General features: G+C 54.8%; 30 protein-coding genes, 4 tRNA genes and 1 other RNA gene. 31 read left to right on the top strand and 4 right to left on the bottom strand.

Features of this window, described 5'->3' with window-relative positions:
* Positions 1 to 391 precede the first annotated feature (391 nt).
* From rnpB to nuoN, 24 genes are all read left to right on the top strand, one after another.
* Positions 392 to 746, top strand: an RNA gene (rnpB, locus tag HMPREF9098_RS11255) — RNase P RNA component class A.
* Positions 747 to 994: 248 nt separating this feature from the next.
* Complete coding sequence (locus HMPREF9098_RS07550) at positions 995 to 1,363, top strand: NADH-quinone oxidoreductase subunit A (RefSeq protein ID WP_003783524.1); 369 nt, start codon at positions 995 to 997, stop codon at positions 1,361 to 1,363.
* A complete protein-coding gene (locus HMPREF9098_RS07555; protein ID WP_003783526.1) occupies positions 1,354 to 1,833 on the top strand; it encodes a NuoB/complex I 20 kDa subunit family protein in 480 nt (159 codons plus the stop codon). Before HMPREF9098_RS07550 ends, HMPREF9098_RS07555 begins: the two co-directional genes overlap by 10 nt.
* 73 nt (positions 1,834 to 1,906) lie before the next feature.
* Entirely contained in the window at positions 1,907 to 2,302 is a 396-nt protein-coding gene (locus tag HMPREF9098_RS07560) for a GNAT family N-acetyltransferase (protein ID WP_003783530.1), read from the top strand.
* 38 nt (positions 2,303 to 2,340) lie between these two features.
* Positions 2,341 to 3,093, top strand: a complete 753-nt coding sequence (locus HMPREF9098_RS07565) for an alpha/beta fold hydrolase (RefSeq protein WP_003783532.1) — start codon at positions 2,341 to 2,343, stop codon at positions 3,091 to 3,093.
* On the top strand, positions 3,060 to 3,560 hold the full coding sequence (locus tag HMPREF9098_RS07570; protein WP_040564362.1) for a hypothetical protein: 501 nt from the start codon (positions 3,060 to 3,062) through the stop codon (positions 3,558 to 3,560). Before HMPREF9098_RS07565 ends, HMPREF9098_RS07570 begins: the two co-directional genes overlap by 34 nt.
* Positions 3,561 to 3,611: 51 nt before the next feature.
* On the top strand, positions 3,612 to 4,199 hold the full coding sequence (locus tag HMPREF9098_RS07575; protein WP_003783536.1) for an NADH-quinone oxidoreductase subunit C: 588 nt from the start codon (positions 3,612 to 3,614) through the stop codon (positions 4,197 to 4,199).
* Positions 4,192 to 5,448 (top strand): NADH dehydrogenase (quinone) subunit D, encoded by a 1,257-nt coding sequence (nuoD, locus tag HMPREF9098_RS07580; RefSeq protein WP_003783538.1) that lies wholly within the window; start codon positions 4,192 to 4,194, stop codon positions 5,446 to 5,448. The genes HMPREF9098_RS07575 and nuoD overlap by 8 nt, the downstream gene beginning before the upstream one ends.
* Positions 5,449 to 5,518: 70 nt before the next feature.
* Positions 5,519 to 5,959: a hypothetical protein gene (locus HMPREF9098_RS07585; RefSeq protein WP_003783540.1), complete on the top strand. Its 441-nt coding sequence runs from the start codon at positions 5,519 to 5,521 to the stop codon at positions 5,957 to 5,959.
* Positions 5,960 to 6,014: 55 nt separating this feature from the next.
* Positions 6,015 to 6,488, top strand: coding sequence for an NADH-quinone oxidoreductase subunit NuoE (nuoE, locus tag HMPREF9098_RS07590; RefSeq protein ID WP_003783542.1), 474 nt, complete (start codon positions 6,015 to 6,017; stop codon positions 6,486 to 6,488).
* 190 nt (positions 6,489 to 6,678) lie between these two features.
* Positions 6,679 to 7,113, top strand: coding sequence for a lysozyme inhibitor LprI family protein (locus HMPREF9098_RS07595; RefSeq protein WP_169309624.1), 435 nt, complete (start codon positions 6,679 to 6,681; stop codon positions 7,111 to 7,113).
* Positions 7,114 to 7,207: 94 nt separating this feature from the next.
* Positions 7,208 to 8,509: an NADH-quinone oxidoreductase subunit NuoF gene (gene nuoF / locus HMPREF9098_RS07600; RefSeq protein ID WP_003783549.1), complete on the top strand. Its 1,302-nt coding sequence runs from the start codon at positions 7,208 to 7,210 to the stop codon at positions 8,507 to 8,509.
* A gap of 31 nt (positions 8,510 to 8,540) precedes the next feature.
* On the top strand, positions 8,541 to 8,792 hold the full coding sequence (locus HMPREF9098_RS07605) for a hypothetical protein (protein WP_003783551.1): 252 nt from the start codon (positions 8,541 to 8,543) through the stop codon (positions 8,790 to 8,792).
* Between the two features lie 131 nt (positions 8,793 to 8,923).
* On the top strand, positions 8,924 to 11,173 hold the full coding sequence (nuoG, locus tag HMPREF9098_RS07610) for an NADH-quinone oxidoreductase subunit NuoG (RefSeq protein ID WP_003783553.1): 2,250 nt from the start codon (positions 8,924 to 8,926) through the stop codon (positions 11,171 to 11,173).
* A gap of 2 nt (positions 11,174 to 11,175) precedes the next feature.
* On the top strand, positions 11,176 to 12,252 hold the full coding sequence (gene nuoH / locus HMPREF9098_RS07615; protein WP_003783554.1) for an NADH-quinone oxidoreductase subunit NuoH: 1,077 nt from the start codon (positions 11,176 to 11,178) through the stop codon (positions 12,250 to 12,252).
* A gap of 53 nt (positions 12,253 to 12,305) precedes the next feature.
* Positions 12,306 to 12,893, top strand: coding sequence for an NAD(P)H-dependent oxidoreductase (locus HMPREF9098_RS07620; protein ID WP_003783556.1), 588 nt, complete (start codon positions 12,306 to 12,308; stop codon positions 12,891 to 12,893).
* Positions 12,894 to 12,936: 43 nt separating this feature from the next.
* A complete protein-coding gene (locus HMPREF9098_RS07625; protein WP_003783558.1) occupies positions 12,937 to 13,227 on the top strand; it encodes a YciI family protein in 291 nt (96 codons plus the stop codon).
* A gap of 180 nt (positions 13,228 to 13,407) precedes the next feature.
* A complete protein-coding gene (gene nuoI, locus HMPREF9098_RS07630; protein WP_040564363.1) occupies positions 13,408 to 13,887 on the top strand; it encodes an NADH-quinone oxidoreductase subunit NuoI in 480 nt (159 codons plus the stop codon).
* Positions 13,888 to 13,969: 82 nt separating this feature from the next.
* Complete coding sequence (locus HMPREF9098_RS07635) at positions 13,970 to 14,623, top strand: NADH-quinone oxidoreductase subunit J (RefSeq protein WP_003783562.1); 654 nt, start codon at positions 13,970 to 13,972, stop codon at positions 14,621 to 14,623.
* Entirely contained in the window at positions 14,620 to 14,925 is a 306-nt protein-coding gene (gene nuoK / locus HMPREF9098_RS07640) for an NADH-quinone oxidoreductase subunit NuoK (RefSeq protein WP_003783564.1), read from the top strand. Before HMPREF9098_RS07635 ends, nuoK begins: the two co-directional genes overlap by 4 nt.
* 77 nt (positions 14,926 to 15,002) lie before the next feature.
* A complete protein-coding gene (nuoL, locus tag HMPREF9098_RS07645) occupies positions 15,003 to 17,021 on the top strand; it encodes an NADH-quinone oxidoreductase subunit L (RefSeq protein ID WP_003783566.1) in 2,019 nt (672 codons plus the stop codon).
* 51 nt (positions 17,022 to 17,072) lie between these two features.
* The gene (locus HMPREF9098_RS07650; protein WP_003783567.1) at positions 17,073 to 17,393 is read left to right on the top strand and encodes a cupin domain-containing protein; all 321 of its coding nucleotides are present in this window, start codon (positions 17,073 to 17,075) and stop codon (positions 17,391 to 17,393) included.
* Positions 17,394 to 17,487: 94 nt separating this feature from the next.
* On the top strand, positions 17,488 to 18,987 hold the full coding sequence (locus HMPREF9098_RS07655) for an NADH-quinone oxidoreductase subunit M (protein ID WP_003783568.1): 1,500 nt from the start codon (positions 17,488 to 17,490) through the stop codon (positions 18,985 to 18,987).
* A gap of 14 nt (positions 18,988 to 19,001) precedes the next feature.
* On the top strand, positions 19,002 to 20,444 hold the full coding sequence (gene nuoN / locus HMPREF9098_RS07660) for an NADH-quinone oxidoreductase subunit NuoN (RefSeq protein WP_003783570.1): 1,443 nt from the start codon (positions 19,002 to 19,004) through the stop codon (positions 20,442 to 20,444).
* Positions 20,445 to 20,510: 66 nt separating this feature from the next.
* Here nuoN and HMPREF9098_RS07665 read toward each other — a convergent pair whose 3' ends face one another.
* The 4 genes from HMPREF9098_RS07665 to HMPREF9098_RS07680 all read right to left on the bottom strand — a co-directional run bounded on the left by HMPREF9098_RS07665 (position 20,511) and on the right by HMPREF9098_RS07680 (position 22,757).
* Positions 20,511 to 21,263: a hypothetical protein gene (locus tag HMPREF9098_RS07665; RefSeq protein WP_003783571.1), complete on the bottom strand. Its 753-nt coding sequence runs from the start codon at positions 21,261 to 21,263 to the stop codon at positions 20,511 to 20,513.
* Positions 21,264 to 21,330: 67 nt separating this feature from the next.
* Complete coding sequence (locus HMPREF9098_RS07670; RefSeq protein ID WP_003783573.1) at positions 21,331 to 21,630, bottom strand: DUF2818 family protein; 300 nt, start codon at positions 21,628 to 21,630, stop codon at positions 21,331 to 21,333.
* A gap of 87 nt (positions 21,631 to 21,717) precedes the next feature.
* Positions 21,718 to 22,557, bottom strand: a complete 840-nt coding sequence (locus HMPREF9098_RS07675; protein ID WP_003783578.1) for a GNAT family N-acetyltransferase — start codon at positions 22,555 to 22,557, stop codon at positions 21,718 to 21,720.
* A 123-nt stretch (positions 22,558 to 22,680) separates the two neighbouring features.
* Positions 22,681 to 22,757: transfer RNA gene (locus HMPREF9098_RS07680), tRNA-Met, on the bottom strand.
* Positions 22,758 to 22,891: 134 nt separating this feature from the next.
* On the opposite strand from HMPREF9098_RS07680, the gene HMPREF9098_RS07685 reads away from it, so the two are divergent.
* The 7 genes from HMPREF9098_RS07685 (at position 22,892) to HMPREF9098_RS07715 (ending at position 25,440) form a co-directional block, all read left to right on the top strand.
* The gene (locus HMPREF9098_RS07685; RefSeq protein ID WP_003783580.1) at positions 22,892 to 23,149 is read left to right on the top strand and encodes a GIY-YIG nuclease family protein; all 258 of its coding nucleotides are present in this window, start codon (positions 22,892 to 22,894) and stop codon (positions 23,147 to 23,149) included.
* A 17-nt stretch (positions 23,150 to 23,166) separates the two neighbouring features.
* Entirely contained in the window at positions 23,167 to 24,156 is a 990-nt protein-coding gene (waaC, locus tag HMPREF9098_RS07690; protein ID WP_003783583.1) for a lipopolysaccharide heptosyltransferase I, read from the top strand.
* A 6-nt stretch (positions 24,157 to 24,162) separates the two neighbouring features.
* Positions 24,163 to 24,735, top strand: coding sequence for a 16S rRNA (guanine(966)-N(2))-methyltransferase RsmD (rsmD, locus tag HMPREF9098_RS07695; protein ID WP_003783586.1), 573 nt, complete (start codon positions 24,163 to 24,165; stop codon positions 24,733 to 24,735).
* Positions 24,736 to 24,814: 79 nt separating this feature from the next.
* Positions 24,815 to 25,066, top strand: coding sequence for a YfhL family 4Fe-4S dicluster ferredoxin (locus HMPREF9098_RS07700; RefSeq protein WP_003783588.1), 252 nt, complete (start codon positions 24,815 to 24,817; stop codon positions 25,064 to 25,066).
* Positions 25,067 to 25,158: 92 nt separating this feature from the next.
* Positions 25,159 to 25,242, top strand: a tRNA-Tyr gene (locus tag HMPREF9098_RS07705).
* Positions 25,243 to 25,270: 28 nt separating this feature from the next.
* A tRNA-Gly gene (locus tag HMPREF9098_RS07710) sits at positions 25,271 to 25,344 on the top strand.
* Positions 25,345 to 25,365: 21 nt separating this feature from the next.
* Positions 25,366 to 25,440, top strand: a tRNA-Thr gene (locus HMPREF9098_RS07715).
* The last annotated feature ends 53 nt before the right edge of the window (positions 25,441 to 25,493 follow it).

Consider the following 25,493-nt stretch of genomic DNA (forward strand, 5'->3'; position numbering starts at 1 on the left):
CAGCCTGCACTTTAAAAAAGGGGGAGTGCAGGCTGCTTTTTTATGCCCTGACGACGTATCCATGCAGGTTTTGCAGTATTTGTTCACATGATTATCCACAGGTCGGCAGGCGGACGGCGGTTCGTGGAATGCTTGTTATGCTGGTCGGCAGGTGGAAGAAGCGGGGTGTTGGTAATTTATTGTTTCAAATAAAATTTGTGAAAATTAAAACTCACGCTGCAACGTGCAGGCTGCTTTTTACCGTGCCGCAGAATCCCGGCAATACGGCTGTGGTCTTCAGATATCGCGCGCCTATTTATCCACAGAAATATCCGCCCCGTGCAAATGCGGGAGTGCAGGCTGCTTTTTGCCGCCGCCGCAAACGGTACCGACCGTGCTATAATCCGCGCCGCAGGTGGAACAGACAGTCGCCGCGTGGCAACACGGGGAGGAAAGTCCGGGCTGCACAGAGCAGGATGCCGGCTAACGGCCGGGTGCGGCAACGCAACGGAAAGTGGCACAGAAAGCCAAACCGCCGATGGTCGGGGCAACCCGAATCAGGTAAGGGTGAAAAGGTGCGGTAAGAGCGCACCGCGCAACTGGCAACAGCTTGCGGCAGGCAAAACCCCATCCGCAGCAAGACCAAACAGAACGCATTGACGCTGCTCGCCGAGCGTTCGGGTAGGTTGCTCGAATCTTGCGGCAACGCAAGGTCTAGATGAATGACTGTCCAACGACAGAACCCGGCTTATCGTTTTACCTGCCCCGATAACCGAAAGCAGCCTGCACGCTTTCCAGTCCCGTGCAGGCTGCTTTTTTGTCAATGAAAACAAGCAAAAGCCACATCGGCATCAATAAACACCGCCCAATGCACACACAAATGGGAATAAATATCATTACCGTATTGAAAATATTGGAACTTTTTACAGAAATTTGACTGCAACAGCTTCAAAAGAACATAAAAAATCGTTAAAATAGCAAATTACACAAATTAACCATTTTGCAGGTGCAAAATATGTTGGCCAACTATTTTCCCGTTTTAATCTTCGCCATTATCGGCCTGATTGCCGGTATCGTCTTCATTTTGCTCGGCACGTTTTTAGGCCCCAAGCGCCACTACGCCGAAAAAGACACCCCCTTCGAATGCGGCTTTGAAGCCTTTGAAAACGCGCGCATGAAGTTTGACGTGCGCTATTATCTGGTCGCCATCCTGTTTATTTTGTTCGACCTCGAAGTCGCCTTCATGGTGCCCTGGGCAGTGGTGTATAAAGACCTGATGGCCGACACGGGCGCGTATGCGTTCTGGTCGATGCTGGTGTTCATTGTGGTGCTCACAGTGGGCTTTGTTTACGAATGGAAAAAAGGTGCGCTCGAATGGGAATAGAAGGTGTTTTGAACAAAGGCTTCGTAACCGCCAGCGCGGATACGGTGTTGAACTATGTCCGCACGGGCTCGCTCTGGCCGGTTACTTTCGGCTTGGCATGCTGCGCGGTGGAAATGATGCACGCCGGTATGGCGCGCTACGACCTTGACCGCTTCGGCATCATCTTCCGTCCGTCCCCCCGTCAGGCCGATTTGATGATTGTGGCCGGCACGCTCACCAACAAAATGGCGCCCGCCCTGCGCCGCGTGTACGACCAAATGGCCGAGCCGCGCTGGGTGCTGTCAATGGGTTCGTGCGCCAACGGCGGCGGCTACTACCACTATTCCTATTCCGTGGTGCGCGGCGCAGACCGCGTCGTGCCGGTGGACGTGTATGTGCCCGGCTGCCCGCCCACCGCCGAAGCCCTGCTGTACGGCCTTATCCAGCTTCAGGGCAAAATTAAACGCACCTGCACGATTGCGCGGAACTAGGGTGCAGGCTGCTTTTGGAACGATGGCAGCCTGAAACCGAAAAAAGCAGCCTGCACATTATAAAGAAAGCAAAATGGCCATTACTTACGACCAACGCCGTCCCGAAATCGACGACATCATCGCCATTTGCCAAAGCAGCGGCATCAAACGCCCCGTTCAGGATGCCGACCGCATCCGCGAGATGTACCGCCACGCCAATCTCGTCATCACTGCATGGGACGGCGAAAAGCCCGTCGGCATTGCCCGCGCGCTGACCGATTTCAGCTACTGCTGCTACCTGTCCGATTTGGCCGTGCGCGCCGAATACCAGCACCAAGGCATCGGCAAACGCCTGATTGGCGAAGTGAAACAGGCGGTCGGCGAACAAAGTATGCTGCTCCTGCTTTCCGCCCCCGCGGCCATGGGCTATTACCCGAAAATCGGTATGCAAACCGTGTCCAACGGCTTTATGATTAAACGGACGGAATAGCAGAGGCGTTTCAGACAACCTTAAATCAAGGAAAATTCATGCAATCAAAAATCATCGAATATCAAGGTGCGATGCTACACTACCAAATTGGCGGCAAGGAAACGGCTTCTGTTATCGTGCTGCTGCACGGCGGTTTCGGTTCGATTGCCGACTTTGCCTCGCTGCTGCCGCGTTTGCAGCAACACTACCGCGTGATTGCGATAGATACGCGCGGACACGGGTGCTCCACACTCGGCACGGCCGAGCTGACCTATGCTCAAGCTGCTGATGATGTGCGTCACATCCTGCGGCGCGAAGGCGTGGAGAAATACAGCCTGTTCGGATTCAGCGACGGCGGAACAACTGCCTACCGATTGGGCGCGGAAGACAAAAATATCGAAAAAATCATTACCGTAGGCGCGGAATGGCACAAAAAGCACTTGGATGGTGTCCGCCCGATGTTTGAAGCGATAAACAGTGGCTTTGTAAAAGAAAATCTGCCCGAAAAGCTCGCCGCCTATCAGGCAGCCAACCCCAAGCCTGATGCGGAAAAATGGGCGGCGGCATTGAAAGCCATGTGGCTGGATGAGGGCGCAAGCGGCTATCCCAACGAAAACATCCGCCAAATCCAAGCCCCCGTGCTGGCCATACGCGGAGAAGCTGATTTCCTATTCGCCTTTGACGACTGGACTGAACTGAAAACCGAATTGCCCGATGTGCATTTAATGAATGTGCCGTTTGCCGCACACGAAGCCGTGAAAGAGCAGCCTGAAATCGTATGGGCGGCCGTGCAGGCATTTCAGGCAGCCTGAAAAATCATATCGGGATGCGCACCGGCACCAAACCAAAGACATTTAAGGAAATAGCAGTGGCACTCTATGCAGATGGTAACGGCAAATACCAAAAAGAATATGATGAGTTATGGAGTGCGTTTGTGCCTGAGTCAGGCAGTGCCACAAGTTTGCAAGGCGAACTTGTGCGTTTGATTGGCAGGCTGGCCAGCGAATATTACCGTAATGGCAACATGAACTGGGAACTTGGCTATCAAAACATGGCGCATTGCCTGCAAGCCGAATTAAATAAAGCCTTCCCTGAAAAACGAGAAATCATTAACGGTATTGTTGCCCGTATTATTTCTGATGCCGAGACAGGCGAATGCGACTACCGGGATGATGAAGACGAATACGATATCCTTACGGATTATGTCGTTGAGTTTTGCCAAAAATATCTGGAAATGATCCCGAATAATTGCCCCAAAATTTACGGATACGATTTTTAAAATTTTCAGGCGAACTGAAAAAACCAACACCCCAAAACTAGGAAACGTACCATGCACGTTTTAGACCTAAAAGCAGCCTGCACCCGCATACTGGGCGGCAAGGCGGACAACATTATTCTCGCATTCGGCGAACTCACCGTCGAATGCCGTCCCGAGCACTATCTCGACATCATGCAGACCCTGCGCGACCATGCCGAGCTGCATTTTGAAACACTGATTGACCTGTGCGGCGTGGATTACAGCACCTACAAAAACCAAGAATGGCACGGCAAACGCTTCGCCGTGGTCAGCCAACTGTTGTCTGTGCAAAACAATCAGCGCGTGCGCGTGCGCGTGTGGGCGGACGACGACAGCTTCCCCATCGTCCACACCGTTACCCACCTGTATAACGGCGCAGACTGGTACGAGCGCGAAGCCTTCGATATGTACGGCATTATCTTCAACGAACACCCCGATTTGCGCCGCATCCTGACCGACTACGGCTTTGTCGGCCACCCGTTCCGCAAAGACTTCCCCGTGTCCGGCCATGTGGAAATGCGTTATGACGAAACTGAAAAACGCGTTATTTATCAACCCGTAACCATTGAGCCGCGCGAAATCACGCCGCGCGTTGTCCGCGAGGAGAACTACGGTGGCTAAACTCAGAAACTACACCATCAACTTCGGCCCGCAGCACCCCGCCGCCCACGGCGTATTGCGCATGATTTTGGAATTGGACGGCGAACAAATCGTCCGCGCCGACCCGCATATCGGCTTGCTGCACCGCGGCACGGAAAAATTGGCCGAAACCAAAACCTACCTGCAGGCCCTGCCGTATATGGACCGTTTGGACTACGTTTCCATGATGGTTAACGAGCAGGCCTATTGCCTTGCCGTGGAAAAGTTGCTCGGATTGGAAATCCCCATCCGCGCCAAATACATCCGCACCATGTTCGCCGAAGTAACGCGCATCCTGAACCACCTGATGGGCGTCGGCTCGCACGCGCTGGATATTGGCGCGATGACCGCGATTCTGTATGCCTTCCGCGACCGCGAAGAGCTGATGGATTTGTACGAAGCCGTGTCCGGCGCACGCATGCACGCCGCGTATTTCCGCATCGGCGGCGTGTACCGCGACCTGCCCGATTTCATGCCGAAATACGAAAAAAGCAAATTCCGCAGCGCGAAAGTGTTGAAAGAACTCAACGCTTCCCGCGAAGGCACCATGCTCGACTTTATCGACGCCTTCTGCGAACGCTTCCCCAAAAACATCGACACGCTGGAAACCCTGCTCACTGACAACCGTATTTGGAAACAGCGTACGGTCGGCATCGGCGTGGTTTCCCCTGAGCGCGCGCTGCAAAAAGGCTTCACCGGCGTGATGCTGCGCGGTTCCGGCGTGGAATGGGACGTGCGCAAAAAACAACCGTATGAAGTGTACGACCAAATCGATTTTGACATCCCCGTCGGCGTGAACGGCGACTGTTATGACCGCTATCTCTGCCGCATGGCCGAAATGCGCCAGTCCGTCCGCATCATCAAGCAGTGCGCCGACTGGCTGCGTGCGAACCCCGGCCTGCCCGTGATTACCGACAACCACAAAGTCGCCCCGCCCAAACGCACCGAAATGAAGCAGGGCATGGAAGATCTGATTCACCATTTCAAACTGTTTACCGAAGGCATGCACGTGCCCGAAGGCGAAACCTACACCGCCGTGGAACACCCCAAAGGCGAATTCGGCGTGTACATCATCTCGGACGGCGCGAACAAGCCCTACCGCCTGAAAATCCGCGCCCCCGGCTTTGCCCACCTGCAAGGCATGGACGAAATGGCGCGCGGCCACCTGCTCGCCGACGTGGTGGCGATTATCGGCACGCAGGATATCGTATTCGGGGAAGTGGACAGATAAGCCGCAAAAAGCAGCCTGCACTTTTCAGGCTGCCTGAAAGCTGGGCAAACAAATAAGAAGGCTATTAGAAATGAATTTTTGGCATATGCAGATGCACCGAACTGGCGAAATGGAACTTTCTGAAAACATTGATTGGATTTTAGAACACAAAAAAATCATTGGTTTGGGACAATGGGAAGAAGGAAAAGAACAAATTAACCGTTTTATCAATGAGATTCAGGTTAATGACATTGTTGCACTAAAACGCGGGGGAGAGCTGATTGCGCTTGTCCAAGTTACGGGCGGGGCATATAAAGTTACTGACGATGCTAATCCCGATACGGATTGGATTGTGAATCGCCGTCCTATTCGTGTTTTAGATTGGGCGATTGAACCAAAAACATTGAAAGATGTGCGCGGCACATTAAAACGTTGTAAGAGCGATGATGTAGAAACCACTCAAACTATTAAACAATGGTATGAAGCCGTAGTGAAATCATTTGCAAAACGAAGAGTGGATTTAACCGTTTAAATTAGTTTTCAGACTACCTGAAACCCGCCCCATCATTATTATCGAGAACAAAACCATGTTATCCGCACAATTGTTGCAACAAATCGACACCGAACTGGCCAAATATCCCGCCGACCAACGCCGCAGCGCCATTATGGGCGCGTTGCGTATCGCCCAAACCGAGCTTGGCTACCTTGCGCCCGAAACCATCGAATATGTGGCGCAATATGTCGGCATTCCTGCCATCGCGGCGTATGAAGTCGCCACGTTCTACAATATGTACGACCTCAAGCCCGTGGGCAAATACAAACTCACCGTCTGCACCAACCTTCCCTGCGCCCTGCGCGGCGGCGTGGATGCGGGCGAATACCTGAAACAAAAGCTCGGCATTGACTACGGCGAAACCACTGCGGACGGCAAGTTCACCCTGGTAGAAGGCGAGTGCATGGGTGCGTGCGGCGATGCCCCCGTGATGCTGCTGAACAACCACACCATGTGCAGCTATATGGACGCGGAAGCGATTGACAAGAAACTGGCAGAGTTGGAGTGAATGTTCGGGCAGCCTGAAAAGCAGCCTGCACCCCCAAACCCTTCTCTCTGCGGGAAAGGCCGATTCGTACGGCCGCAGAAAATTTTAAAGATTAAACATGGCGTCTTGCCGCCATACCCACGCTTTCAGGCAGCCTGAAAACCAAAGGCGGCATCCTGTGCCGAAAGCCAAACCGCCAGAAAACAAAACCATGCCCGGTAAAACTGCACTATTGCTTGCCGCATTCCTGTCGGCCACCCATGCGGCTGCCGAAATCGTGCAGACCGAATACAATATCCGCCGCCGTTGCAGCGAACGTCATTTTGCCCAAACCGAAGTTCGGGACTGTGTCCGCCGTGCCGCTGAAATCAGCGCGGCAAACTTGCGGCAGGCACAACGGCAGGCCACCGCCAAAATTCGAGCGTGGAACGAAGACCGCCGCTATGTCCTCGCCGCACAGCAAAAATTAAAGGCGGCGGAACACAGTTTTGCGACATATCGCCAGAATCATTGCTCTTGGGCAGCATCGCTCGGTGGCGGCGCAATCGGTACGGCAAACGAAATGCGGCGCAATGCCTGCATCGCCGAGACGAACAACCGCCGCGCCGAAGAATTGCGCGGAATCATGCAACACTGGCCGTTTTGACACAAGGCGCACAAAAAGCCTGCATCCCAACAAACCCAAGCAGCCCCGTTTGCAGGCTGCCTGAACCCTGAAAACAAACCTAGGTACAATCCAAATGGCAATCTACCAATCCGGCGTAATCTTCAAAGACGTAAACACCCAAGACCCGAACTGCTGGACGCTGGCGGCCTATCAGGCGCGCGGCGGCTATCAGGCGTTGCGCAAGATTTTGAGCGAAAAAACACCGCAAAACGACGTGATTGACGAAGTCAAAGCATCCGGTTTGCGGGGACGCGGCGGTGCGGGCTTCCCCACCGGCCTGAAATGGAGCTTCATGCCCCGTTCCCTGCCCGGTGCAAAATATGTTGTCTGCAACACGGACGAAGGCGAACCCGGCACGTTCAAAGACCGCGACATCATCATGTACAACCCCCACGCGCTGATTGAGGGCATGATTATTGCGGGTTACGCCATGTGCGCGGAAGCCGGCTACAACTACATTCACGGCGAAATTTTCGAGGGTTTCCAACGCTTTGAAGCTGCGCTGAAAGAAGCTCGCGAAGCAGGCCTGCTCGGCAAGAACATCATGGGCAGCGGTTTCGATTTCGAGCTCTTCGCCCACCACGGTTACGGCGCATACATCTGCGGCGAAGAAACCGCATTACTCGAATCGTTGGAAGGTAAAAAAGGCCAGCCGCGCTTCAAGCCGCCGTTCCCTGCATCATTCGGTTTATATGGCAAACCCACCACCATCAACAACACCGAAACCCTGTCGTCCATCCCCTTCATTATCCGCGACGGCGGCAAAACCTTTGCCGACCAAGGCATTGAAGGCGCAGGCGGCACCAAGCTCTTCTCCATTTCCGGCCACGTGGAACGCCCCGGCAACTACGAAGTGCCATTGGGCACGCCATTTGCCAAACTGTTGGAAATGGCGGGCGGCATGCGCGGCGGCAAAAAACTCAAAGCCGTTATTCCCGGCGGTTCGTCCGCGCCCGTGTTGCCCGGCGACATTATGATGGGCTTGAACATGGACTATGACAGCATTGCCAAAGCCGGTTCCATGCTCGGTTCTGGCGCGATTATCGTGATGGACGAAGATGTGTGCATGGTCAAAGCCTTGGAGCGGTTGAGCTATTTCTACCACGAAGAATCCTGCGGCCAATGCACCCCCTGCCGCGAAGGTACGGGCTGGCTCTACCGTGTCGTGCACCGCATCGCCAGCGGCAAAGGCCGTCCCGACGATTTGGAACTGCTCGACAGCGTGGGCAACAACATGGCCGGCCGCACCATTTGCGCGCTGGCTGATGCCGCCGTGTTCCCCGTCCGCAGCTTCACCAAACACTTCCGCGCCGAGTTTGAACACTACATCGAGCACGGTAAACCGATGAAGCCGCACCAATGGGGCAGTTGGTAAAGTGCAGGCTGCCTGAAACAGGAGTCAAGATATGGCAGATATGAGTGTTGTCGCGCTCGGCGCGGTGGTGGGCTATGTGGTCGTCAGCTATATTCAGAAGACTAAGGCGCAGTCGAATGCAGACAAAATTGCCGCCCTGCTGCTGGGCAATCCCGAAGTCGCCGCGTGGCTCGAACAGAATTTGATGGGCAACAATGTGGCCGACATCAAAGCCATCCGCCTGCAATTTGGGCTGGGATTGCTCGAAGCCAAAGCCCTGTTGGATAAATATCGGGCGCAATAAAAGCAGCCTGCACACCAGACAGCGGCGCAAACAAACAGCAGATACAGACAGTTAAGAACAATATGATTGCAGGCACGGCCGCCCAAAGCAGCCTGCACCCCTTTTCAAAAATCCGGTAACTAGGAAGAACCATGTTACAAATCCAAATAGACGGCAAACAGATTGAAGTACAGCAGGGCGCGACCGTAATGGAAGCTGCGCACGAGCTGGGGACATATATCCCGCATTTCTGTTACCACAAAAAACTCTCCATTGCCGCCAACTGCCGTATGTGCCTGGTGGAAGTGGAAAAAGCCCCCAAACCATTGCCCGCCTGCGCCACGCCGGTAACGGACGGCATGGTGGTGCACACGCATTCGGCCAAAGCCAAGCAGGCTCAGGAAGGCGTGATGGAGTTCCTGCTCATCAACCACCCGTTGGACTGCCCCGTGTGCGACAAGGGCGGCGAGTGCCAGTTGCAAGATTTGGCGGTGGGCTACGGTATGTCGTCCAGCCGCTACGGAGAAGAAAAACGCGCTGTAAAACCCAAAGAAATGGGCCCGCTGATTTCCACGCAGGAAATGAGCCGCTGCATCCACTGCACCCGCTGCGTGCGCTTTACCGAAGAAATTGCCGGCGAACAGGAAATCGGTATTGCCAACCGCGGCGAATTGTCCGAAATCATGACCTTTGTCGGCAAAGCGGTGGAAACCGAACTGTCGGGCAACGTGATTGACCTCTGCCCTGTGGGCGCATTGACCAGCAAACCGTTCCGCTTCAACGCGCGGACGTGGGAATTGAGCCGCCGCAAATCTGTGTCCGCGCACGACGCGCTGGGCTCGAATCTGGAAGTTCAGACCAAAGAACACACCGTGCGTCGCGTGCTGCCGCGCGAAAACGAAGCCATTAACGAATGCTGGCTGTCGGATAAAGACCGTTTCGCGTATGAAGGCCTGAACCACGAAAGCCGCCTGACGCAGCCGAAAATCAAGCATGGCGGCGAATGGCAGACGGTGGATTGGCCGACTGCGCTCGAATATGTGCGCCACACGCTCGAATGTGTGGGCAACGAATACGGCAAAGACCAAATCGCCGTGTGGGCGAACCCGATGAACACGGTGGAAGAACTGTATCTGGCGAAAAAACTGGCCGACGGATTGGGCGTGAACGCCACCACCGCACGCCTGCGCGAAAGCGACAGCCGCCTTTCAGGCAGCCTGCAAGGCGCGCAATGGCTCGGCCAAACGATTGAAGAGCTGGCAGACAACAACGCCGTGCTGGTGGTCGGCGCGGTGCTGCGCAAAGAACAGCCGCTGCTGACCGCACGCCTGCGCCGCGCTGCGAAAAACGGCATGGCGGTGAGCGTGTTGTCCGCACAGGCGGAAGAACTGCATATGCCGCTGCTGACGCAGGACGTGCGCCACCCGAATACTTGGGCGGACTATCTGAACAACCTGCCCGAAGCCGTTGCAGGCAGCCTGCAAAACGCCGAACGCGCCGCCATCGTCTTGGGCGCGGAAGTGCAAAACCATCCGGATTACGCGGCGATTTACCATGCGGCGCAGAAAGCGGCATTGGCATTGGGCGCGCGCTTCGGCATTTTGCCGCAGGCGGCCAACAGCGTGGGCGCGGACGTGCTGGGCTTCAACCAGGCTGCGATTGCCGATTTGGTCGCCCAACCGAAAAAAGCCGTGCTGCTGCTGAATGTCGAGCCCGATGTGGACGTGTTGGGCGGCGGCAAAGCCGTGGACAGCCTGAAACAGGCGGGCAGCGTGTTGGCGTTTACCGCATACGAAAGCGACACCCTGCTGGACGTGGCGGACGTGCTGCTGCCGATTGCGCCGTTCACCGAAACTTCCGGCAGCTTCATCAGCATGGAAGGACGCTTGCAGTCGTTCTACGGCGTTACCAAAGCATTGGGCGACAGCAAACCGCTGTGGAAAGTGCTGCGCGTGCTGGGCAACCTGTTCGCGCTGGACGGCTTCGGTTTCGAGAGCAGCGAAGAAGTGCTGGCGGAAGCCTTGGGCAATGCAGATGCGCTGCCTGAAAAACTCAATAATTTCAGCAACGGACAGGTGCAGGCTGCTTTCAATAATGCCGACAAACTCGTGCGCGTGGGCGGCGTGGGCATTTACCACACCGACCCGATTGTGCGCCGTGCCGCATCTTTGCAGCAAACCCAACACGCCGCCGTGCCCGAAGCGCGCGTACACCCCATGACGCTGGGCATGCTCGGCCTGGTGGATGGCGACGAAGTGCTGGCCGAACAACACGGCCACACCGCCAACGTGACCGTGCGCGCCGACAAAACGCTGCCCGAAAACGTGGTACACCTGCCGCACCATCCGGCCAACGCCCAACTCGGCGGCCTGATGAACACTATTAAATTGACGAGGGCATAATCATGCAAGAATGGTTTCAAACCCTATTTGCCACCACGCTCGGCATGGGCGAAACAGGCGCAACGATTGGCCTAATCGTCGCCATTTTGGTCAAAATCGTGCTGATTTTGCTGCCGTTGATTTTGACGGTGGCGTATCTGACCTATTTCGAGCGCAAAGTCATCGGCTTTATGCAGCTTCGCGTCGGCCCGAACGTGGTCGGCCCGTGGGGCTTAATCCAGCCGTTTGCCGACGTGCTGAAACTGCTGTTTAAAGAAGTGACCCGCCCCAGCTCGTCCAACAAATACCTGTTCTACATCGGCCCGATGATGGCGCTTGCCCCGTCGTTTGCCGCGTGGGCGGTTGTGCCGTTTTCCGACACATGGGTGCTGACCAACGTGGACGCAGGCCTGCTGTATATCCTGATGATTACGTCGCTGTCCGTGTACGGCGTGATTATCGCCGGCTGGGCTTCCAACTCCAAATACGCCATGCTCGGCGCGATGCGTGCTTCGGCGCAAACCATTTCCTACGAAATCGCCATGTCCGCCGCGCTGGTGTGCGTGATTATGGTTTCAGGCAGCCTGAATTTTAAAGACATCGTGGCCGCGCAAAGCAGCGGCATTGCCGGCGGTTCCATTTTCTCGTGGAACTGGTTTACCCTGTTCCCCGTGTTTCTCGTGTACCTGATTTCCGCCGTGGCCGAAACCAACCGCGCGCCGTTTGACGTAGCGGAGGGCGAAAGCGAAATCGTGGCCGGACACCACGTGGAATATTCCGGCTTTGCTTTCGCACTGTTCTTCCTGGCCGAATATATTTTCATGATTTTAATCGGCGCGCTCACTTCCATCATGTTCCTCGGCGGCTGGCTTTCGCCCTTCCCGCAAAGCTGGGGCGTTATCGGCACACCGAGCGCAATTTGGATGTTCGCCAAAATGGCATTCGTGCTGTACGGCTATTTGTGGATTCGCGCCACCTTCCCGCGCTACCGTTACGACCAAATCATGCGGTTGGGCTGGAAAGTGCTGATTCCCGTAGGCTTCATTTCCATCGCCGTGCTGGCGGCGTGGATGGTATCGCCGCTGAGTTTGTGGAAATAAGGGCAGCCTGAAATCCAAAAGCAGCCTGTGAATTTACCGTAAAAGGAAATGATATGAAAACGCTCATCAATCTGTTCCATCCCAACCTTGCTCGATCCAAAGTAAACCGTGCATGGGCGGAACGGTTGGCACGCGAACCGAACGTAACCGTCCGTAAACTTTATGAACTTTATCCCGACGGTAAAATTGATGTCGCCGCAGAACAGTCCACATTGTTGGCGCACGACAGACTGGTGTTTCAGCATCCGTTTTACTGGTATTCCATTCCCCCATTGATGAAACAGTGGCTGGACGACGTGCTGACCTATAACTGGGCATACGGCCCCAAGGGCGGCGTATTGGCGGGTAAAGAGTGGGTGTGCGCCATTTCTACGGGCGGACCGGCAGATTCGTATCAAGCAGGTGGCTATAACAGCTTTTCCATGTCCGAATTTTTAAAACCTTTGCAGCAGACCGCGAATTTGCTGAAAACCCCGTTTCTGCCGCCGTTTGTTTTTCACGGTGCAGTAGTTGCCGATGATGTGGCGATAGCGCAATCTGCCGAAGATTGCGTCGCCCATGTGTTAAATCCCTTGCTGGATCCCGCTAAAAAACTTGCCGCCCTGTCCGCCAAAATGGAACAGGAAGGCGTAAGCTTGTAACCGCGTTTTCAGGCAGCCTGCACCCGCATAACAAGGACACCCCATGTTCATCATCGCCCTGACCTACACCGCCCCGCTCGAACAAGTGGAACAGCACCTGGCTGCCCACCGGCAGTTTTTGGACAAACACTACCAAAGCGGCGTATTCCTGTTTTCGGGGCGCAAAGAACCGCGCACCGGCGGTATTATCGTTGCCCGTGCCGCAAGCCGCGCCGAGATAGAGCGCATTATCGGCGAAGACCCATTTCACCAAGCCGGCATTGCCGATTACGAAATTACCGAATTTATCCCTGCCAAAACCGCCCCCGATTTGGCGCAATACGCAGAAAACTGAACGGCGCAGACGCTGCCACGCAAAAGATATAGTGGATTAAAATAAAAATGAGACAAGGCGGCGAGCCGCAAGGTGTACAGGTGGTACGTCAAGGCGAGCCAACGCCGTATCATTGCAATTTTAATCTACTATAAAAAGCAGCCTGCACCCCGAACACCCAACCCGAAAGAGCAAACCAAAATGGCCAATTTCTTCAAAACCTTCCTGCTCGGCGAACTCGTCAAAGGCATGGGCGTAACGCTCAAAAACTTCTTCGCCCGCAAAGACACGATTTACTTCCCCGAAGAAAAAACCCCGCAATCCGTGCGCTTTCGAGGCCTGCACGCCCAACGCCGCTATCCGAACGGCGAAGAACGCTGCATCGCCTGCAAACTGTGCGAGGCCGTCTGCCCCGCCATGGCGATTAACATCGAATCCGAAGAGCGCGAAGACGGCACCCGCCGCACCACACGTTACGACATCGACCTGACCAAGTGCATTTTCTGCGGCTTCTGCGAAGAAGCCTGCCCCACCGATGCGATTGTGGAAACCCACATCTTCGAATACCACGGCGAGAAAAAAGGCGATTTGCACATGACCAAGCCCATCCTGCTGGCCATCGGCGACAAATACGAAGCGGAAATTGCCAAACGCAAAGCGGCGGACGCGCCATACCGCTGATGGCGGAGCGGATAGGCCGTCTGCAAAAAGCAGCCTGCACCCGAAAAAATTTTAAACACCCAAACCCAGAAAGTACAAAACCATGACTTTCCAACTCATCCTGTTCTATCTGTTTGCCGCCGTCATTCTATACGGCGCGCTGCAAACCGTAACCGCCAAAAACCCCGTGCACGCCGCGCTGCATCTGGTGCTCACTTTCTGCGCCTCCGCCATGATGTGGCTTCTGATGCAGGCTGAATTTCTCGGCATCACGCTCGTGGTCGTGTATGTCGGCGCGGTGATGGTGCTGTTTCTGTTTGTCGTGATGATGCTGAACATCGACGTGGAAGAAATGCGCCAAGGCTTCTGGCGGCACGCCCCTGCCGCGCTGGTGGTCGGCGTGCTGATGGCCGCCCTGCTGATTGCCATCTTCCTTGCGCCCGACACCGCGCTCAACCAGTTCGGCCTGATGAAAGACATCCCTGCCGATTACAGCAACGTGCGCGATTTGGGCAAACAGATTTACACCGCCTATCTGCTGCCGTTTGAACTCGCCGCCGTGCTGCTCGTGCTCGGCATGGTGGCTGCCATTGCGCTGGTACACCGCAAAACGAACAACCCCAAACGCCAAGACCCGGCCGAACAGGTTAAAGTGTCCGCCGATAAAAACCGTATGCGCCTCGTGAAAATGGAAAGCGTGGTGCAAACCCCGACCACCCAGCCCGAACCCGCCGAAAACCTGGAGACCAAAGCATGATTACGCTGACCCATTATCTCGTCCTCGCCGCGCTCCTGTTCGGCATCAGCGCGATGGGGATTTACATGAACCGCAAAAACGTGCTCGTGCTGCTGATGTCCATCGAACTCATGTTGCTGGCCGTGAACTTCAACTTCATTGCCTTTTCGCAATATTTGGGCGACACGGCAGGGCAGGTGTTCGTATTTTTCGTGCTGACCGTGGCTGCTGCCGAAAGCGCGATTGGTTTGGCGATTATGGTGCTGGTGTACCGCAACCGCAAATCCATCGACATTGCCGATTTGGACAGCCTGAAAGGATAAGGCGGCTTTTCAGGCAGCCTGCACCCCAAACAAAACAACTCCATAAATTCAAATCCCCCCATAAAGGTTCACTCAAAATGACCGACATGACTCTCTACCTACTCATCGCCCTCGCCCCGCTTGCAGGCTGCCTGTTAGCAGGGCTGTTCGGCAACCAAATCGGCCGTAAAGGCGCGCACACAGCGACCATTCTCGGCGTGGGCGTTTCCGCCGTGTTGTCCGCGCAGGTGCTGTGGGGCTTCATCAACGGTACGCGCGCCAAGTTTGACGAAAACGTCTATACCTGGCTCACCATGGGCGGCACAGACTTTTCGGTCGGCTTTTTGGTGGACAGCCTCACCGCCATGATGATGGTCGTGGTCACGTCCGTGTCGCTGATGGTGCACATCTACACCATCGGCTACATGAAGGACGAAGAAGTCGGCTACCAACGCTTTTTCAGCTATATCTCATTGTTTACCTTCAGCATGCTGATGCTGATTATGTCCAACAACTTCATCCAGCTCTTCTTCGGCTGGGAAGCAGTGGGTTTGGTGTCTTATCTGCTGATTGGTTTCTATTTCAAACGCGACAGCGCCATTTTTGCCAACCTGAAAGCCTTTTTGGTGAACCGCGTGGGCGACTTCGGTTTTGTGCTCGGCATCGGTTTGGTGCTGGCGTATTTCGGTGGCAGCCTGCGCTATGCGGACGTGTTTGCCTATCTGCCGAATGTGCAGAACGTATCGTTCTTGGGCACAGATTTGATTACCGTCACCTGCCTGTTGCTGTTTGTCGGTGCAATGGGTAAATCCGCGCAGTTCCCGCTGCACGTCTGGCTGCCCGATTCTATGGAAGGCCCGACCCCCATTTCCGCGCTGATTCACGCCGCAACGATGGTGACCGCCGGCCTGTTCATGGTATCGCGTATGTCGCCCATGTATGAATTGTCCACCACCGCGCTGAGCGTGATTATGGTGATTGGCGCGATTACCGCGCTGTTCATGGGCTTCCTCGGCACGATTCAAAACGACATCAAACGCGTGATTGCCTATTCCACCCTGTCGCAACTGGGTTATATGACCGTGGCCTTGGGCGTGTCCGCCTATTCGGTGGCCATGTTCCATGTGATGACGCACGCCTTCTTCAAAGCCCTTCTGTTCTTGGCCGCAGGTTCGGTCATCATCGGCATGCACCACGACCAAGACATGCGCAACATGGGCGGCCTGCGCAAATATATGCCGATTACCTGGCTCACCATGCTGATTGGCAACCTGTCGCTTATCGGCACGCCGTTTTTCTCCGGCTTCTATTCCAAAGACAGCATTATCGAAGCCGTGAAAATGAGCCACCTGCCTGGCAGCGGCTTCGCCTATTTTGCCGTGCTCGCCAGTGTGTTCGTAACCGCGTTTTACGCCTTCCGCCAATACTTTATCGTGTTCCACGGCAAAGAACGCTGGCGTGAAGCCAAGCATGACCACCATGCGCACGGCCATGACGACGGCCACCACCACGGCCTCGCCCCTGACCAAAATCCGCACGAAAGCCCGTTGGTTGTTACCCTGCCGCTGATGCTGCTGGCGATTCCGTCCGTGATTATCGGCTATCTGACCATCCAGCCCATGCTGTACGGCGACTTCTTCAAAGACGTGATTTTTGTCGATGCAGCCGCCCATCCCGTGATGCACGAGATGGCGCAGGAATTCCACGGCGCAATGGCCATGGTAACGCACAGTATCACATCGCCCGTTTTATATTTGGCGATTGGCGGTGTGGCCGCAGCGTGGTTCCTGTATTGCGCCGCACCGCAACTGCCCGCCAAAATTCAGGCAGCCTGCAAACCGATTTACCGGCTGCTGGAAAACAAATATTACTTGGACGCGATTTACTTTGCCGTATTCGCACGCGGCGCACGGGTGCTGGGCAACCTGTTCTGGAAAGTCGGCGACACCATGATTATCGACAACGGCATCGTGAACGGAGCCGCCCGCGCCGTCGGCAGCATCGCCGCCCAAGTACGCAAAATGCAGACCGGCTTTGTTTACACCTACGCCGCCACCATGGTCTTCGGCCTGCTGGTAATGATTGTCGCGTTTTTCTGGAATTTGTGGTTTAAATAAAGTGCAGGCTGCCTGAAAACCAAAAGCAGCCTGCACCCGAAGGAACGCCTTATGGCCGCCATCGACATTATCCGTTCCGCCGAATTCGCCGCCGAACGCGCATGGGGCGCACGCGATATTGCCAATATGAACGGCATCACCGTGCGCCTGCATTGGACAGACCAGCCCTACCGCTGGCACATTAACGACGGCGAAGAAGTGTTTGCCGTGATGGACGGCGAAGTGGATATGCATTACCGCGAAAACGGACGAGAACACATCGTGCGGCTGAAAAGCGGCGACATTTTCCACGCAGGCATCGGCGCGGAACACGTTGCCCATCCCTGCGGCGAAGCACGAATTCTGGTGATTGAAAAAGAAGGCAGCGAGTAGGGCGGGCAATAAAAGCAGCCTGCACCTGCCCGCATTACTGAAATACCCAGAAATTTAACTTTTTCCATAACTCCCCAACCAAACAGGTAACACAATGTTTTTCAACCACATACTCAGCCTAACCATTTGGCTGCCGATTCTGGCAGGCGTGCTGGTGTTGGCGACAGGCTCGGACGAGCGTGCGCCGCTGGCGCGGATACTGGCGTTTTTGGGCGCGGCGGCCAGTTTCGCCGTTACCCTGCCGCTGTTCACGCATTTCGACCGCACCAGCGGCGGCTACCAGTTTCAGGAGCTGCATGCGTGGATTCCCGCGCTGAACCTGAACTACGCGCTGGGCGTGGACGGCATTTCCGTGCTGTTCATCATCCTGAATTCGTTCATCACGCTGATGGTGGTGCTGGCCGGCTGGCAGGTGATTCAAAAACGCGCGGCGCAGTATATGGCGGCCTTCCTCATCATGACGGGGCTGATTAACGGCGCGTTTGCGGCGCGGGACGCAATTCTGTTTTATGTGTTCTTTGAAGGCATGTTGATTCCGCTGTACCTGATTATCGGTATGTGGGGCGGGGCGCGGCGCATGTATGCCGCCATGAAGCTGTTCCTGTACACGCTGGCTGGTTCGCTGCTGATGCTGATTGCGCTGATTTATCTGGGCGCGCAGGCCGAAAGCTTCATGATTACCGATTTGCAGAACCTGAAAAACATTCCGCTGGGCGTGCAGCAGTTGCTGTTTGTCGCCTTCTTCCTGTCGTTTGCGGTGAAAGTGCCGATGTTCCCCGTGCACACCTGGCTGCCGGACGCGCACGTTGAAGCACCGACGGGCGGTTCTATGGTGTTGGCGGCGATTACGTTGAAAGTGGGCGCATACGGCTTTCTGCGTTTTGCGCTGCCGATTCTGCCCGACGCTTCGCGCTATTTCGCGCCTGCGATTATCGTGTTGAGCCTGATTGCGGTGGTGTATATCGGTTTGGTTGCACTGGTGCAGACCGACATGAAAAAACTGGTGGCGTATTCGTCCATCAGCCACATGGGTTTTGTCACGCTGGGCTTCTTCATGTTTATGGCAAACGGCCAGCCTGAAGCTTGGGGCTTCAAAGGTGCGATTATGCAGATGATTTCGCACGGCTTCGTGTCTGCCGCCATGTTCTTCTGTATCGGCGTGATGTATGACCGGCTGCACACACGCAATATCGCCGATTACGGCGGCGTGGTGAACGTGATGCCGAAATTTGCCGCGTTCATGATGCTGTTCGGCATGGCGAACGCCGGTTTGCCGGCCACTTCGGGTTTTGTGGGCGAGTTTATGGTGATTATGGGCGCAACGCATTACCATTTGGGTGTGGGCGCGCTGGCGGCGGTAACGCTGATTTTGGGCGCGAGCTACACGCTGTGGATGTACAAACGCACGATTTTCGGTGACATCACCAATCCGCACGTGGCCGAAATGAAAGACATCAACTGCCGCGAATTTGCGGTGCTGACGATTTTGGCAGTGGCCGTGTTGGGCATGGGCCTGTATCCCGAGCCGTTTATCGCGGTGGTACATCAGGCGGCCAACGATTTAATGGCGCAAATCGCGCAAAGTAAGATTTGAGGTGCAACGTGGAAATGAATTTGAATTTAAGTGCTGCCGCACCTGAAATTGTGTTGTTGTGTGCGTTGTTCGGCGTGCTGCTGGCGGATTTGTGGACCAGCGACGAAAACCGCTATATCACGCATTATTTGAGCATCGGTTCCATGTTGGCGGCGGCGTTTACGCAGATAGCCGTGTGGACAGGGCAGCCTGCACAGGCGTTCAACGGCTTTTATCTGGTGGACGGCGTGTCACAGTTGGCCAAATTGACCGTGTATTTGGGTACGGCCGCGTTGTTTGTGTATGCCAAGCCGTATAACAAAGCGCAAAAAATGTTCAAAGGCGAATACTATACTTTGGCGATGTTTGCGGCGACGGGCATGAGCGTGATGATTAGCAGCGCGCATTTCCTGACGGCGTATATCGGCTTGGAGCTGCTGTCGCTTTCGCTGTACGCCATGATTGCGCTGCGCCGCGACAGCGTGCAGGCATCTGAAGCCGCGCTGAAATATTTTGTTTTGGGCGCATTGGCATCGGGCATTTTGCTGTACGGTATTTCCATGGTTTACGGCGCGTCAGGCAGCCTGCACTTTGCCGCCGTTGCCCAAGCTGCGGCGGACGGCCATGTGAACGGCTGGCTGCTGAAATTGGGCGTGCTGTTTATTGTGGCGGCGATTGCGTTTAAATTCGGCGCGGTGCCGTTCCACATGTGGGTGCCCGACGTGTATCAAGGTGCGCCGACTTCGGTGGCCGCGTTCATCGGCTCCATGCCCAAAATTGCGGCAACCGTGTTCACGTTCCGCATTCTGGTGGAAGGTTTTGCGTTGCAAAAAGGCGACTGGCAGCTGGTGTTTGCCGCGCTTGGCGCATTGTCGCTGCTGGTGGGTAACCTGGCCGCCATCATGCAGACCAATATTAAACGGATGTTCGCGTTTTCCACCGTGTCGCACATGGGCTTTATCCTGCTGGCGTTCTTGGGCAGCGTGATTGGTTTGCAGGCTGCTATTTATTACGCAGTGGCATATATCCTGATGAGCTTGGCAGGCTTCGGCGTGCTGATGGTGGTGAGCCGTGAAGGCAAAGAATGCGAGAACATTGCCGATTTGGCTGGTTTGAACCAGCGCAATGCTTGGTATGCCTTTGTGATGCTGCTGGTGCTGTTCAGCATGGCCGGCATTCCGCCGTTGATGGGTTTTTATGCGAAATTCGCCGTGCTCAAAGCCCTGGTGGCGGCGCAATACGGTTGGGCGCTCTGGCTGGCGGTGTTTGCCGTGGTGATGTCGCTCATCGGCGCGTTCTACTATCTGCGCGTGGTGCGGACGATGTATTTCGACGAAAAAACCGACGATGCGCCTTTGAGCGACAGCGTTCTGCTGAAATGTGTGCTGTCCGTCAATGCGTTGCTGCTGCTGGTGTGGGGCATCCTGCCCGACTCGCTGACCGAGTGGATTCGCATTGCGTTGGAGCATTCGTTCTGAGTGGGATGAATGAAGAAGAAAAAGCAGTCTGCACCCCGATTGGGAAGTGCAGGCTGCTTTTTATCATTAGGAATAATCAAAAGTAAACAGCACGATACGGCTGACAGGTTCATACATCAGCAGAATCATATCTGCACCCGAACTGCAATAATTGTAGCCCGCCACGCTGGCGATATAGTGGAACGGATTGCCGTTATAGGCGATTTCAATGCCGTCGTCGGGCAGTTCGTCCAAATCGGCCAGCTTCATGCTGGCAGGCGGCAGAGTTAATGTGAAGGCTTTCGGTATTTCCGCGGTTCCCGGCCAGTTGCCGTACCAAAAACCGCCGCCCAGTTCGTCCAAGAAGTTCTGACGGTTCGGCCCCTCGTCATCTTTCAACCAACGGGAATTCACCAAAATGCCGTGTTTTTCAAAATATTCACGGTTTTTTTGGTGGTAATCGCGTATTTCTTCCACATATTCTTCCATTTCCCCACCGTAATCATTGACGGGGCTGCGCATAAAAAAGCCCTCGTTGCCCAGAAATTCGTAGCGGTTGTCTTCGTGCAGGCGGAAGGCCAGCCAGTTGGGCGCGGTAAATTCGTTGTGGTGCTCCTCCGTTTCATCGCCGATTAAGCCTTCATACGGCTCGAACGGGGTAATCATATGCACTGTCTGCCCTTGCCATTCGGAGTTCAGCACCGATAAATCAATGGAAATCAGTGGCAGGAAGTGTGCTTCCAGCCACGGTTGTTCCGGCACGAAAATGTCTTCCATGCGCGGGAAGGGGTGCAGGTATTCTTCCAAAGTTTGAATGTCTTCTTGATGAAATGCGAACATGGGTTTTCTCCGCTATTGGGCTTCTGCGGATGCAGACTGCTTTTTTCTCTTTATATTCAATGCGGCGCTATTCCTTATTGCGCGAATGCCAAAAATAACGCCACACAAATGCCGGGAAGGCAAATACCAGATACAGGCACACCGCCACCACATAAAACGCCCAGCCCTGTTCGTGTACCGAGCCGCTGCGGCTTTCCAAAATATAGGCAAAAACCGCCGTCAGTGCAAAACCGATGGCCAATTCAATCAGATGGTAGCCGAAATGTTTGCGCGCCACGGGCAGGAAGCCCAAAACGCGCTGCGTCAGAAACGGCAGGTTGGCAAACAGCAGCGTGAGTGCCAGCAGGATATACATGGAAGCGGTCATGATGTGGTGTCCGTGTGAATGCAAAAGCAGCCTGCACTTGGCGGTAAAGGTCGTGTACGAAGTGCAGGCTGCTTTTAAGCGTGGAAATTATGGGTTGCAGAGTGTGCAGATGAAATGGTAGGCACTGATTTCAAAGCCGTTTTGGAAATACACGCGGTGCGCCGCCGTGCGCTCGCTGCTGACATTGCTGTCCACATGCAGTTGCGCGATGCCGTTTTCCTGCGCGATACGGTGCACTTCCTGCAACAAGCGTTGCGCATAACCGCGCCGGCGCGATTGCGGCACGGTAACGAAATCGTCGATATGGATATGCCGCCCGCTGGCCAGATTGGTTTCTTCGCGGAAACCGCATACCGCCACCGCATTGGCCTTGCCTTCTTCAAAAATCCCCAGCAGGCGGTAGCCCTGCGCGCGCTGCACTTTGTTCACCTGTTCCACAAAGCGGTTGATGTCGGTCAGCGTGGGGCGTAGCACGCTCAATGCGGCAAATGCGGATGCGGTTTCGCCGGGCGGGATTTCGCGCAACACGCTGCCGGCAAGATGTTCGTCTTCTGCAGCGGCTTCGGTGCAGGCTGCATCGGGCACTGCCGGTTGCGGCACATCAGTCGTGGTTTCGGCCACGGGTGCAGGCTGCTGTTCGCCCATAAAATCCTGCCCGTGCATCATGCGCAAATCATTGTCGGCGGCAAAATCCATCAAAAAGCGGAACATGCCCGGGTCGATGGTTTCCAGTTGCGCCGAAATGGCAACGCAGCGCACTTTGTCAATCAAAACAGGGTGTACCCATTCGTGATAAGACAGGCGGTGGTCTTTATTGAACGAAGATAAAATGCCGCACAGCCGTTCCGCCCAATCGCTGGGACGGAACACTTTGCCGTTGCTGGTGGTGCCGTGGATGATGATATCGTCTGCTTGGATAAAAGACATGATACGCTGCCATCGAGTTGTCGGATAAAATTGGCGAGATTATACCCGATGTGCCGTGCAGGCGGTAAGGGTAGGCAAAAAATAAAACCGTTTACCTTGTTTCAAGATAAACGGTTTTGAATTTGGTTGCGGGAGCAGGATTTGAACCTACGACCTTCGGGTTATGAGCCCGACGAGCTACCATGCTGCTCCATCCCGCGTCAGAAAGGCGAAATATACCGAATCATTGCGGCGGTGTCAAGCGGTATTTGCAAAAAACCGCAAAAAGCCTGAAAAAAATGGGGCAATCGCGTAAAATAGCGCGTTTTAACGGCGCGTGGGCAGGGCTTGGCGGATGCAGTGGTGTGTTTATTTGATTTGGTGTGCGGATGGCAGCCTTTATTGCGGCATCAGCAACCATGCCGCCAAACGGTGGCAGGCGCACCAAAAAGGGCAGGCTGCACGTTATACGCGGATGCGCGGCGTGGTGGAAATGCGGATTGTCGCCTGCTGCCTGACGCATTCGCAGGCGTTGCAGTGGGAATATGCGCTGAAACAGAAAACGCGCCGGCAGAAATTGGCATATTGGGCTGCAGGCTGCCCTGTGGCATAAATCAAAACAGGTGGATAATGAAAGTATTATTGGTGCGTTTGTCCAGCATGGGCGATTTGATTCACACGCTGCCGGCCGTGAGCGATTTGGCACGGCACCGGCCCGACGTGGAACTGGATTGGATTTGCGAAGCCGGTTTTGCTGATATTGCGCGGCTGCATCCTTTTGTGCGCCGCGTCCATACCATGCGCTGGCGCTATTGGCGCAAACATTTGCTGCAATCGGCCACATGGCAGGAAATGGCGGCGTTGAAACGCGATTTGCGGCAGGCGCAGTACCGGCAGGTGGTGGACAGCCAAGGATTGCTGAAATCGGCATGGTTCGCGCGCTGGGCAAATGCGCCGATTACTGGGCTGAACCGCGAATCGGCACGCGAATCGTGGGCGGCGCATTGGTATCGTTACACGGTGGATGTGCCCAAAGGGCGCGATGCGGTGTGGCGCAACCGAATGATTTTGGCGCAAGCCTTTGGTTACACAATCGACAGCCCGCCCGATTTCGGCGTGCAGATTCCCGAAGGCGCGCAAGGCAGCCTGCAACTGCCCGATGCCTATCATGTGGCGGCGCATGCCACCAGCCGCGATGCGAAATTGTGGCCGGTGGAAAACTGGCTGGCCTTGTGGCGCAAGCAGCACGAAACAGACGGCTTACCGGTGCTGCTGCCGTGGGGCAGCGAGCCAGAAAAACAGCGTGCGCAGTACATTGCCGACCAACTGCCTTTTGCACAGGTTTGCCCGCAGCTTTCCTTGTTGCAGGCTGCTTTTTTAATGAAAAATGCCCGTTCCATTGTGGGTGTGGATACGGGTTTGCTGCATTTGGCCAATGCGGTCAACCGCCCCGTGGTGGGCATATATACCGACAGCGACCCGGCAAAAGCAGGCGTTCAGCCGTCGGCATGGACAGCCAATATCGGCGGCATCGGACAAAATCCCAGCGCGGAAGAAGTGTTTGCCTTACTGCAAACCTGCCTGCAAAACGACCCGCTGCAAAAGCAGCCTGCACTTTGAAATATCATGAAAAAACAAAACATTCATCCGCAGCACCGTAACCAAGTCCGCATCACTGGCGGCCAGTTGCGCGGGCGGAAAATCCAGTTTCCCGATGTCGAAGGCCTGCGCCCCACGCCCGACAGCGTACGCGAACGGCTGTTTAACTGGCTCGGCCAGGATTTGACCGGGCTTACCATGCTGGATTTGTTTGCCGGCAGCGGCGCGCTGGGTTTTGAAAGCGCGTCCCGCCACGCAAAAACGGTGGTGATGTGTGAACTCAACCGACAAGCCGCCGCCATGTTGCAGCAGCACCGGCAAATGTTCCAGTTGGCGCAACAGGTGCAGATTCATGCCCAAGAAGCCTTGCAGTTTCTCACACAAACGCAGCAGCAGTTCGATATCGTCATGCTTGACCCGCCGTTTCGCTGGGCGCAATGGGAAACGCTGTTCGCACGCCTCGGCCGTTGCCTGAATCATGAAGCGCTGGTGTATATTGAAGCGGGAGATTTTCCGGAAATTCCTGATTATTTAGAAGAAATAAAACGAAGCAAAGCAGGACAGGGGCAGCAGCGGCTATACCGTTATTGCGCGGAATAATTGAAAAAGTGCAGGCTGCTTTTTGGCAAAATATGCTATAATCGCGCGATTTTTTAATAACAATTACGAGACGCAAATCATGTCACTGTTTATTACCGACGAATGCATCAACTGCGATGTGTGCGAACCAGAATGCCCCAACGATGCCATTTCGCAAGGCGAAGAAATTTATGAAATCAATCCCAATCTCTGTACGCAATGCGTTGGGCATTACGACGAGCCACAATGCCAGCAAGTTTGCCCGGTGGATTGCATCCTGATTGACGAAGAGCATCCCGAAAGCCACGATGAATTGATGGCGAAATATTATAAAATTGTGGCGGAAAAATAAAATAATTCGCAATAAAACAAGATAATTAAGAAAAAAAACAAAAATTGTCTTGACGGAATCGGCGTAATATCGTTATAGTTCGGTTTCTCTATGGTGGGATTCCCGAGCGGCCAAAGGGGGCAGACTGTAAATCTGTTGCGAAAGCTTCGAAGGTTCGAATCCTTCTCCCACCACCAATCATCCGATATTTGGAGTAGATGATAAGCGGGTGTAGCTCAATGGTAGAGCAGAAGCCTTCCAAGCTTACGGTGAGGGTTCGATTCCCTTCACCCGCTCCAAATCTAAATATTAGGCGACAAGCCCATGTAGCTCAGGGGTAGAGCACTCCCTTGGTAAGGGAGAGGCCGGCAGTTCAAATCTGCCCATGGGCACCAAAATTCTTAAGATTTCCATTTTAACTTTAATTGCATATTTGAATAGGAATTGC

It is taken from the genome of Kingella denitrificans ATCC 33394 (genome assembly GCF_000190695.1).
Taxonomy (GTDB): Bacteria; Pseudomonadota; Gammaproteobacteria; order Burkholderiales; family Neisseriaceae; genus Kingella_A; species Kingella_A denitrificans.

Bases quoted from the DNA above. Each gene is read 5' to 3' on its own strand.
- HMPREF9098_RS07550 (WP_003783524.1), top strand. From the start codon at position 995: ATGTTGGCCAACTATTTTCCCGTTTTAATCTTCGCCATTATCGGCCTG.
- HMPREF9098_RS07555 (WP_003783526.1), top strand. From the start codon at position 1,354: ATGGGAATAGAAGGTGTTTTGAACAAAGGCTTCGTAACCGCCAGCGCG.
- HMPREF9098_RS07560 (WP_003783530.1), top strand. From the start codon at position 1,907: ATGGCCATTACTTACGACCAACGCCGTCCCGAAATCGACGACATCATC.
- HMPREF9098_RS07565 (WP_003783532.1), top strand. From the start codon at position 2,341: ATGCAATCAAAAATCATCGAATATCAAGGTGCGATGCTACACTACCAA.
- HMPREF9098_RS07570 (WP_040564362.1), top strand. From the start codon at position 3,060: ATGGGCGGCCGTGCAGGCATTTCAGGCAGCCTGAAAAATCATATCGGG.
- HMPREF9098_RS07575 (WP_003783536.1), top strand. From the start codon at position 3,612: ATGCACGTTTTAGACCTAAAAGCAGCCTGCACCCGCATACTGGGCGGC.
- HMPREF9098_RS07585 (WP_003783540.1), top strand. From the start codon at position 5,519: ATGAATTTTTGGCATATGCAGATGCACCGAACTGGCGAAATGGAACTT.
- nuoE (WP_003783542.1), top strand. From the start codon at position 6,015: ATGTTATCCGCACAATTGTTGCAACAAATCGACACCGAACTGGCCAAA.
- HMPREF9098_RS07595 (WP_169309624.1), top strand. From the start codon at position 6,679: ATGCCCGGTAAAACTGCACTATTGCTTGCCGCATTCCTGTCGGCCACC.
- nuoF (WP_003783549.1), top strand. From the start codon at position 7,208: ATGGCAATCTACCAATCCGGCGTAATCTTCAAAGACGTAAACACCCAA.
- HMPREF9098_RS07605 (WP_003783551.1), top strand. From the start codon at position 8,541: ATGGCAGATATGAGTGTTGTCGCGCTCGGCGCGGTGGTGGGCTATGTG.
- nuoG (WP_003783553.1), top strand. From the start codon at position 8,924: ATGTTACAAATCCAAATAGACGGCAAACAGATTGAAGTACAGCAGGGC.
- nuoH (WP_003783554.1), top strand. From the start codon at position 11,176: ATGCAAGAATGGTTTCAAACCCTATTTGCCACCACGCTCGGCATGGGC.
- HMPREF9098_RS07620 (WP_003783556.1), top strand. From the start codon at position 12,306: ATGAAAACGCTCATCAATCTGTTCCATCCCAACCTTGCTCGATCCAAA.
- HMPREF9098_RS07625 (WP_003783558.1), top strand. From the start codon at position 12,937: ATGTTCATCATCGCCCTGACCTACACCGCCCCGCTCGAACAAGTGGAA.
- nuoI (WP_040564363.1), top strand. From the start codon at position 13,408: ATGGCCAATTTCTTCAAAACCTTCCTGCTCGGCGAACTCGTCAAAGGC.
- HMPREF9098_RS07635 (WP_003783562.1), top strand. From the start codon at position 13,970: ATGACTTTCCAACTCATCCTGTTCTATCTGTTTGCCGCCGTCATTCTA.
- nuoK (WP_003783564.1), top strand. From the start codon at position 14,620: ATGATTACGCTGACCCATTATCTCGTCCTCGCCGCGCTCCTGTTCGGC.
- nuoL (WP_003783566.1), top strand. From the start codon at position 15,003: ATGACCGACATGACTCTCTACCTACTCATCGCCCTCGCCCCGCTTGCA.
- HMPREF9098_RS07650 (WP_003783567.1), top strand. From the start codon at position 17,073: ATGGCCGCCATCGACATTATCCGTTCCGCCGAATTCGCCGCCGAACGC.
- HMPREF9098_RS07655 (WP_003783568.1), top strand. From the start codon at position 17,488: ATGTTTTTCAACCACATACTCAGCCTAACCATTTGGCTGCCGATTCTG.
- nuoN (WP_003783570.1), top strand. From the start codon at position 19,002: ATGAATTTGAATTTAAGTGCTGCCGCACCTGAAATTGTGTTGTTGTGT.
- HMPREF9098_RS07665 (WP_003783571.1), bottom strand. From the start codon at position 21,263: ATGTTCGCATTTCATCAAGAAGACATTCAAACTTTGGAAGAATACCTG.
- HMPREF9098_RS07670 (WP_003783573.1), bottom strand. From the start codon at position 21,630: ATGACCGCTTCCATGTATATCCTGCTGGCACTCACGCTGCTGTTTGCC.
- HMPREF9098_RS07675 (WP_003783578.1), bottom strand. From the start codon at position 22,557: ATGTCTTTTATCCAAGCAGACGATATCATCATCCACGGCACCACCAGC.
- HMPREF9098_RS07685 (WP_003783580.1), top strand. From the start codon at position 22,892: ATGCAGTGGTGTGTTTATTTGATTTGGTGTGCGGATGGCAGCCTTTAT.
- waaC (WP_003783583.1), top strand. From the start codon at position 23,167: ATGAAAGTATTATTGGTGCGTTTGTCCAGCATGGGCGATTTGATTCAC.
- rsmD (WP_003783586.1), top strand. From the start codon at position 24,163: ATGAAAAAACAAAACATTCATCCGCAGCACCGTAACCAAGTCCGCATC.
- HMPREF9098_RS07700 (WP_003783588.1), top strand. From the start codon at position 24,815: ATGTCACTGTTTATTACCGACGAATGCATCAACTGCGATGTGTGCGAA.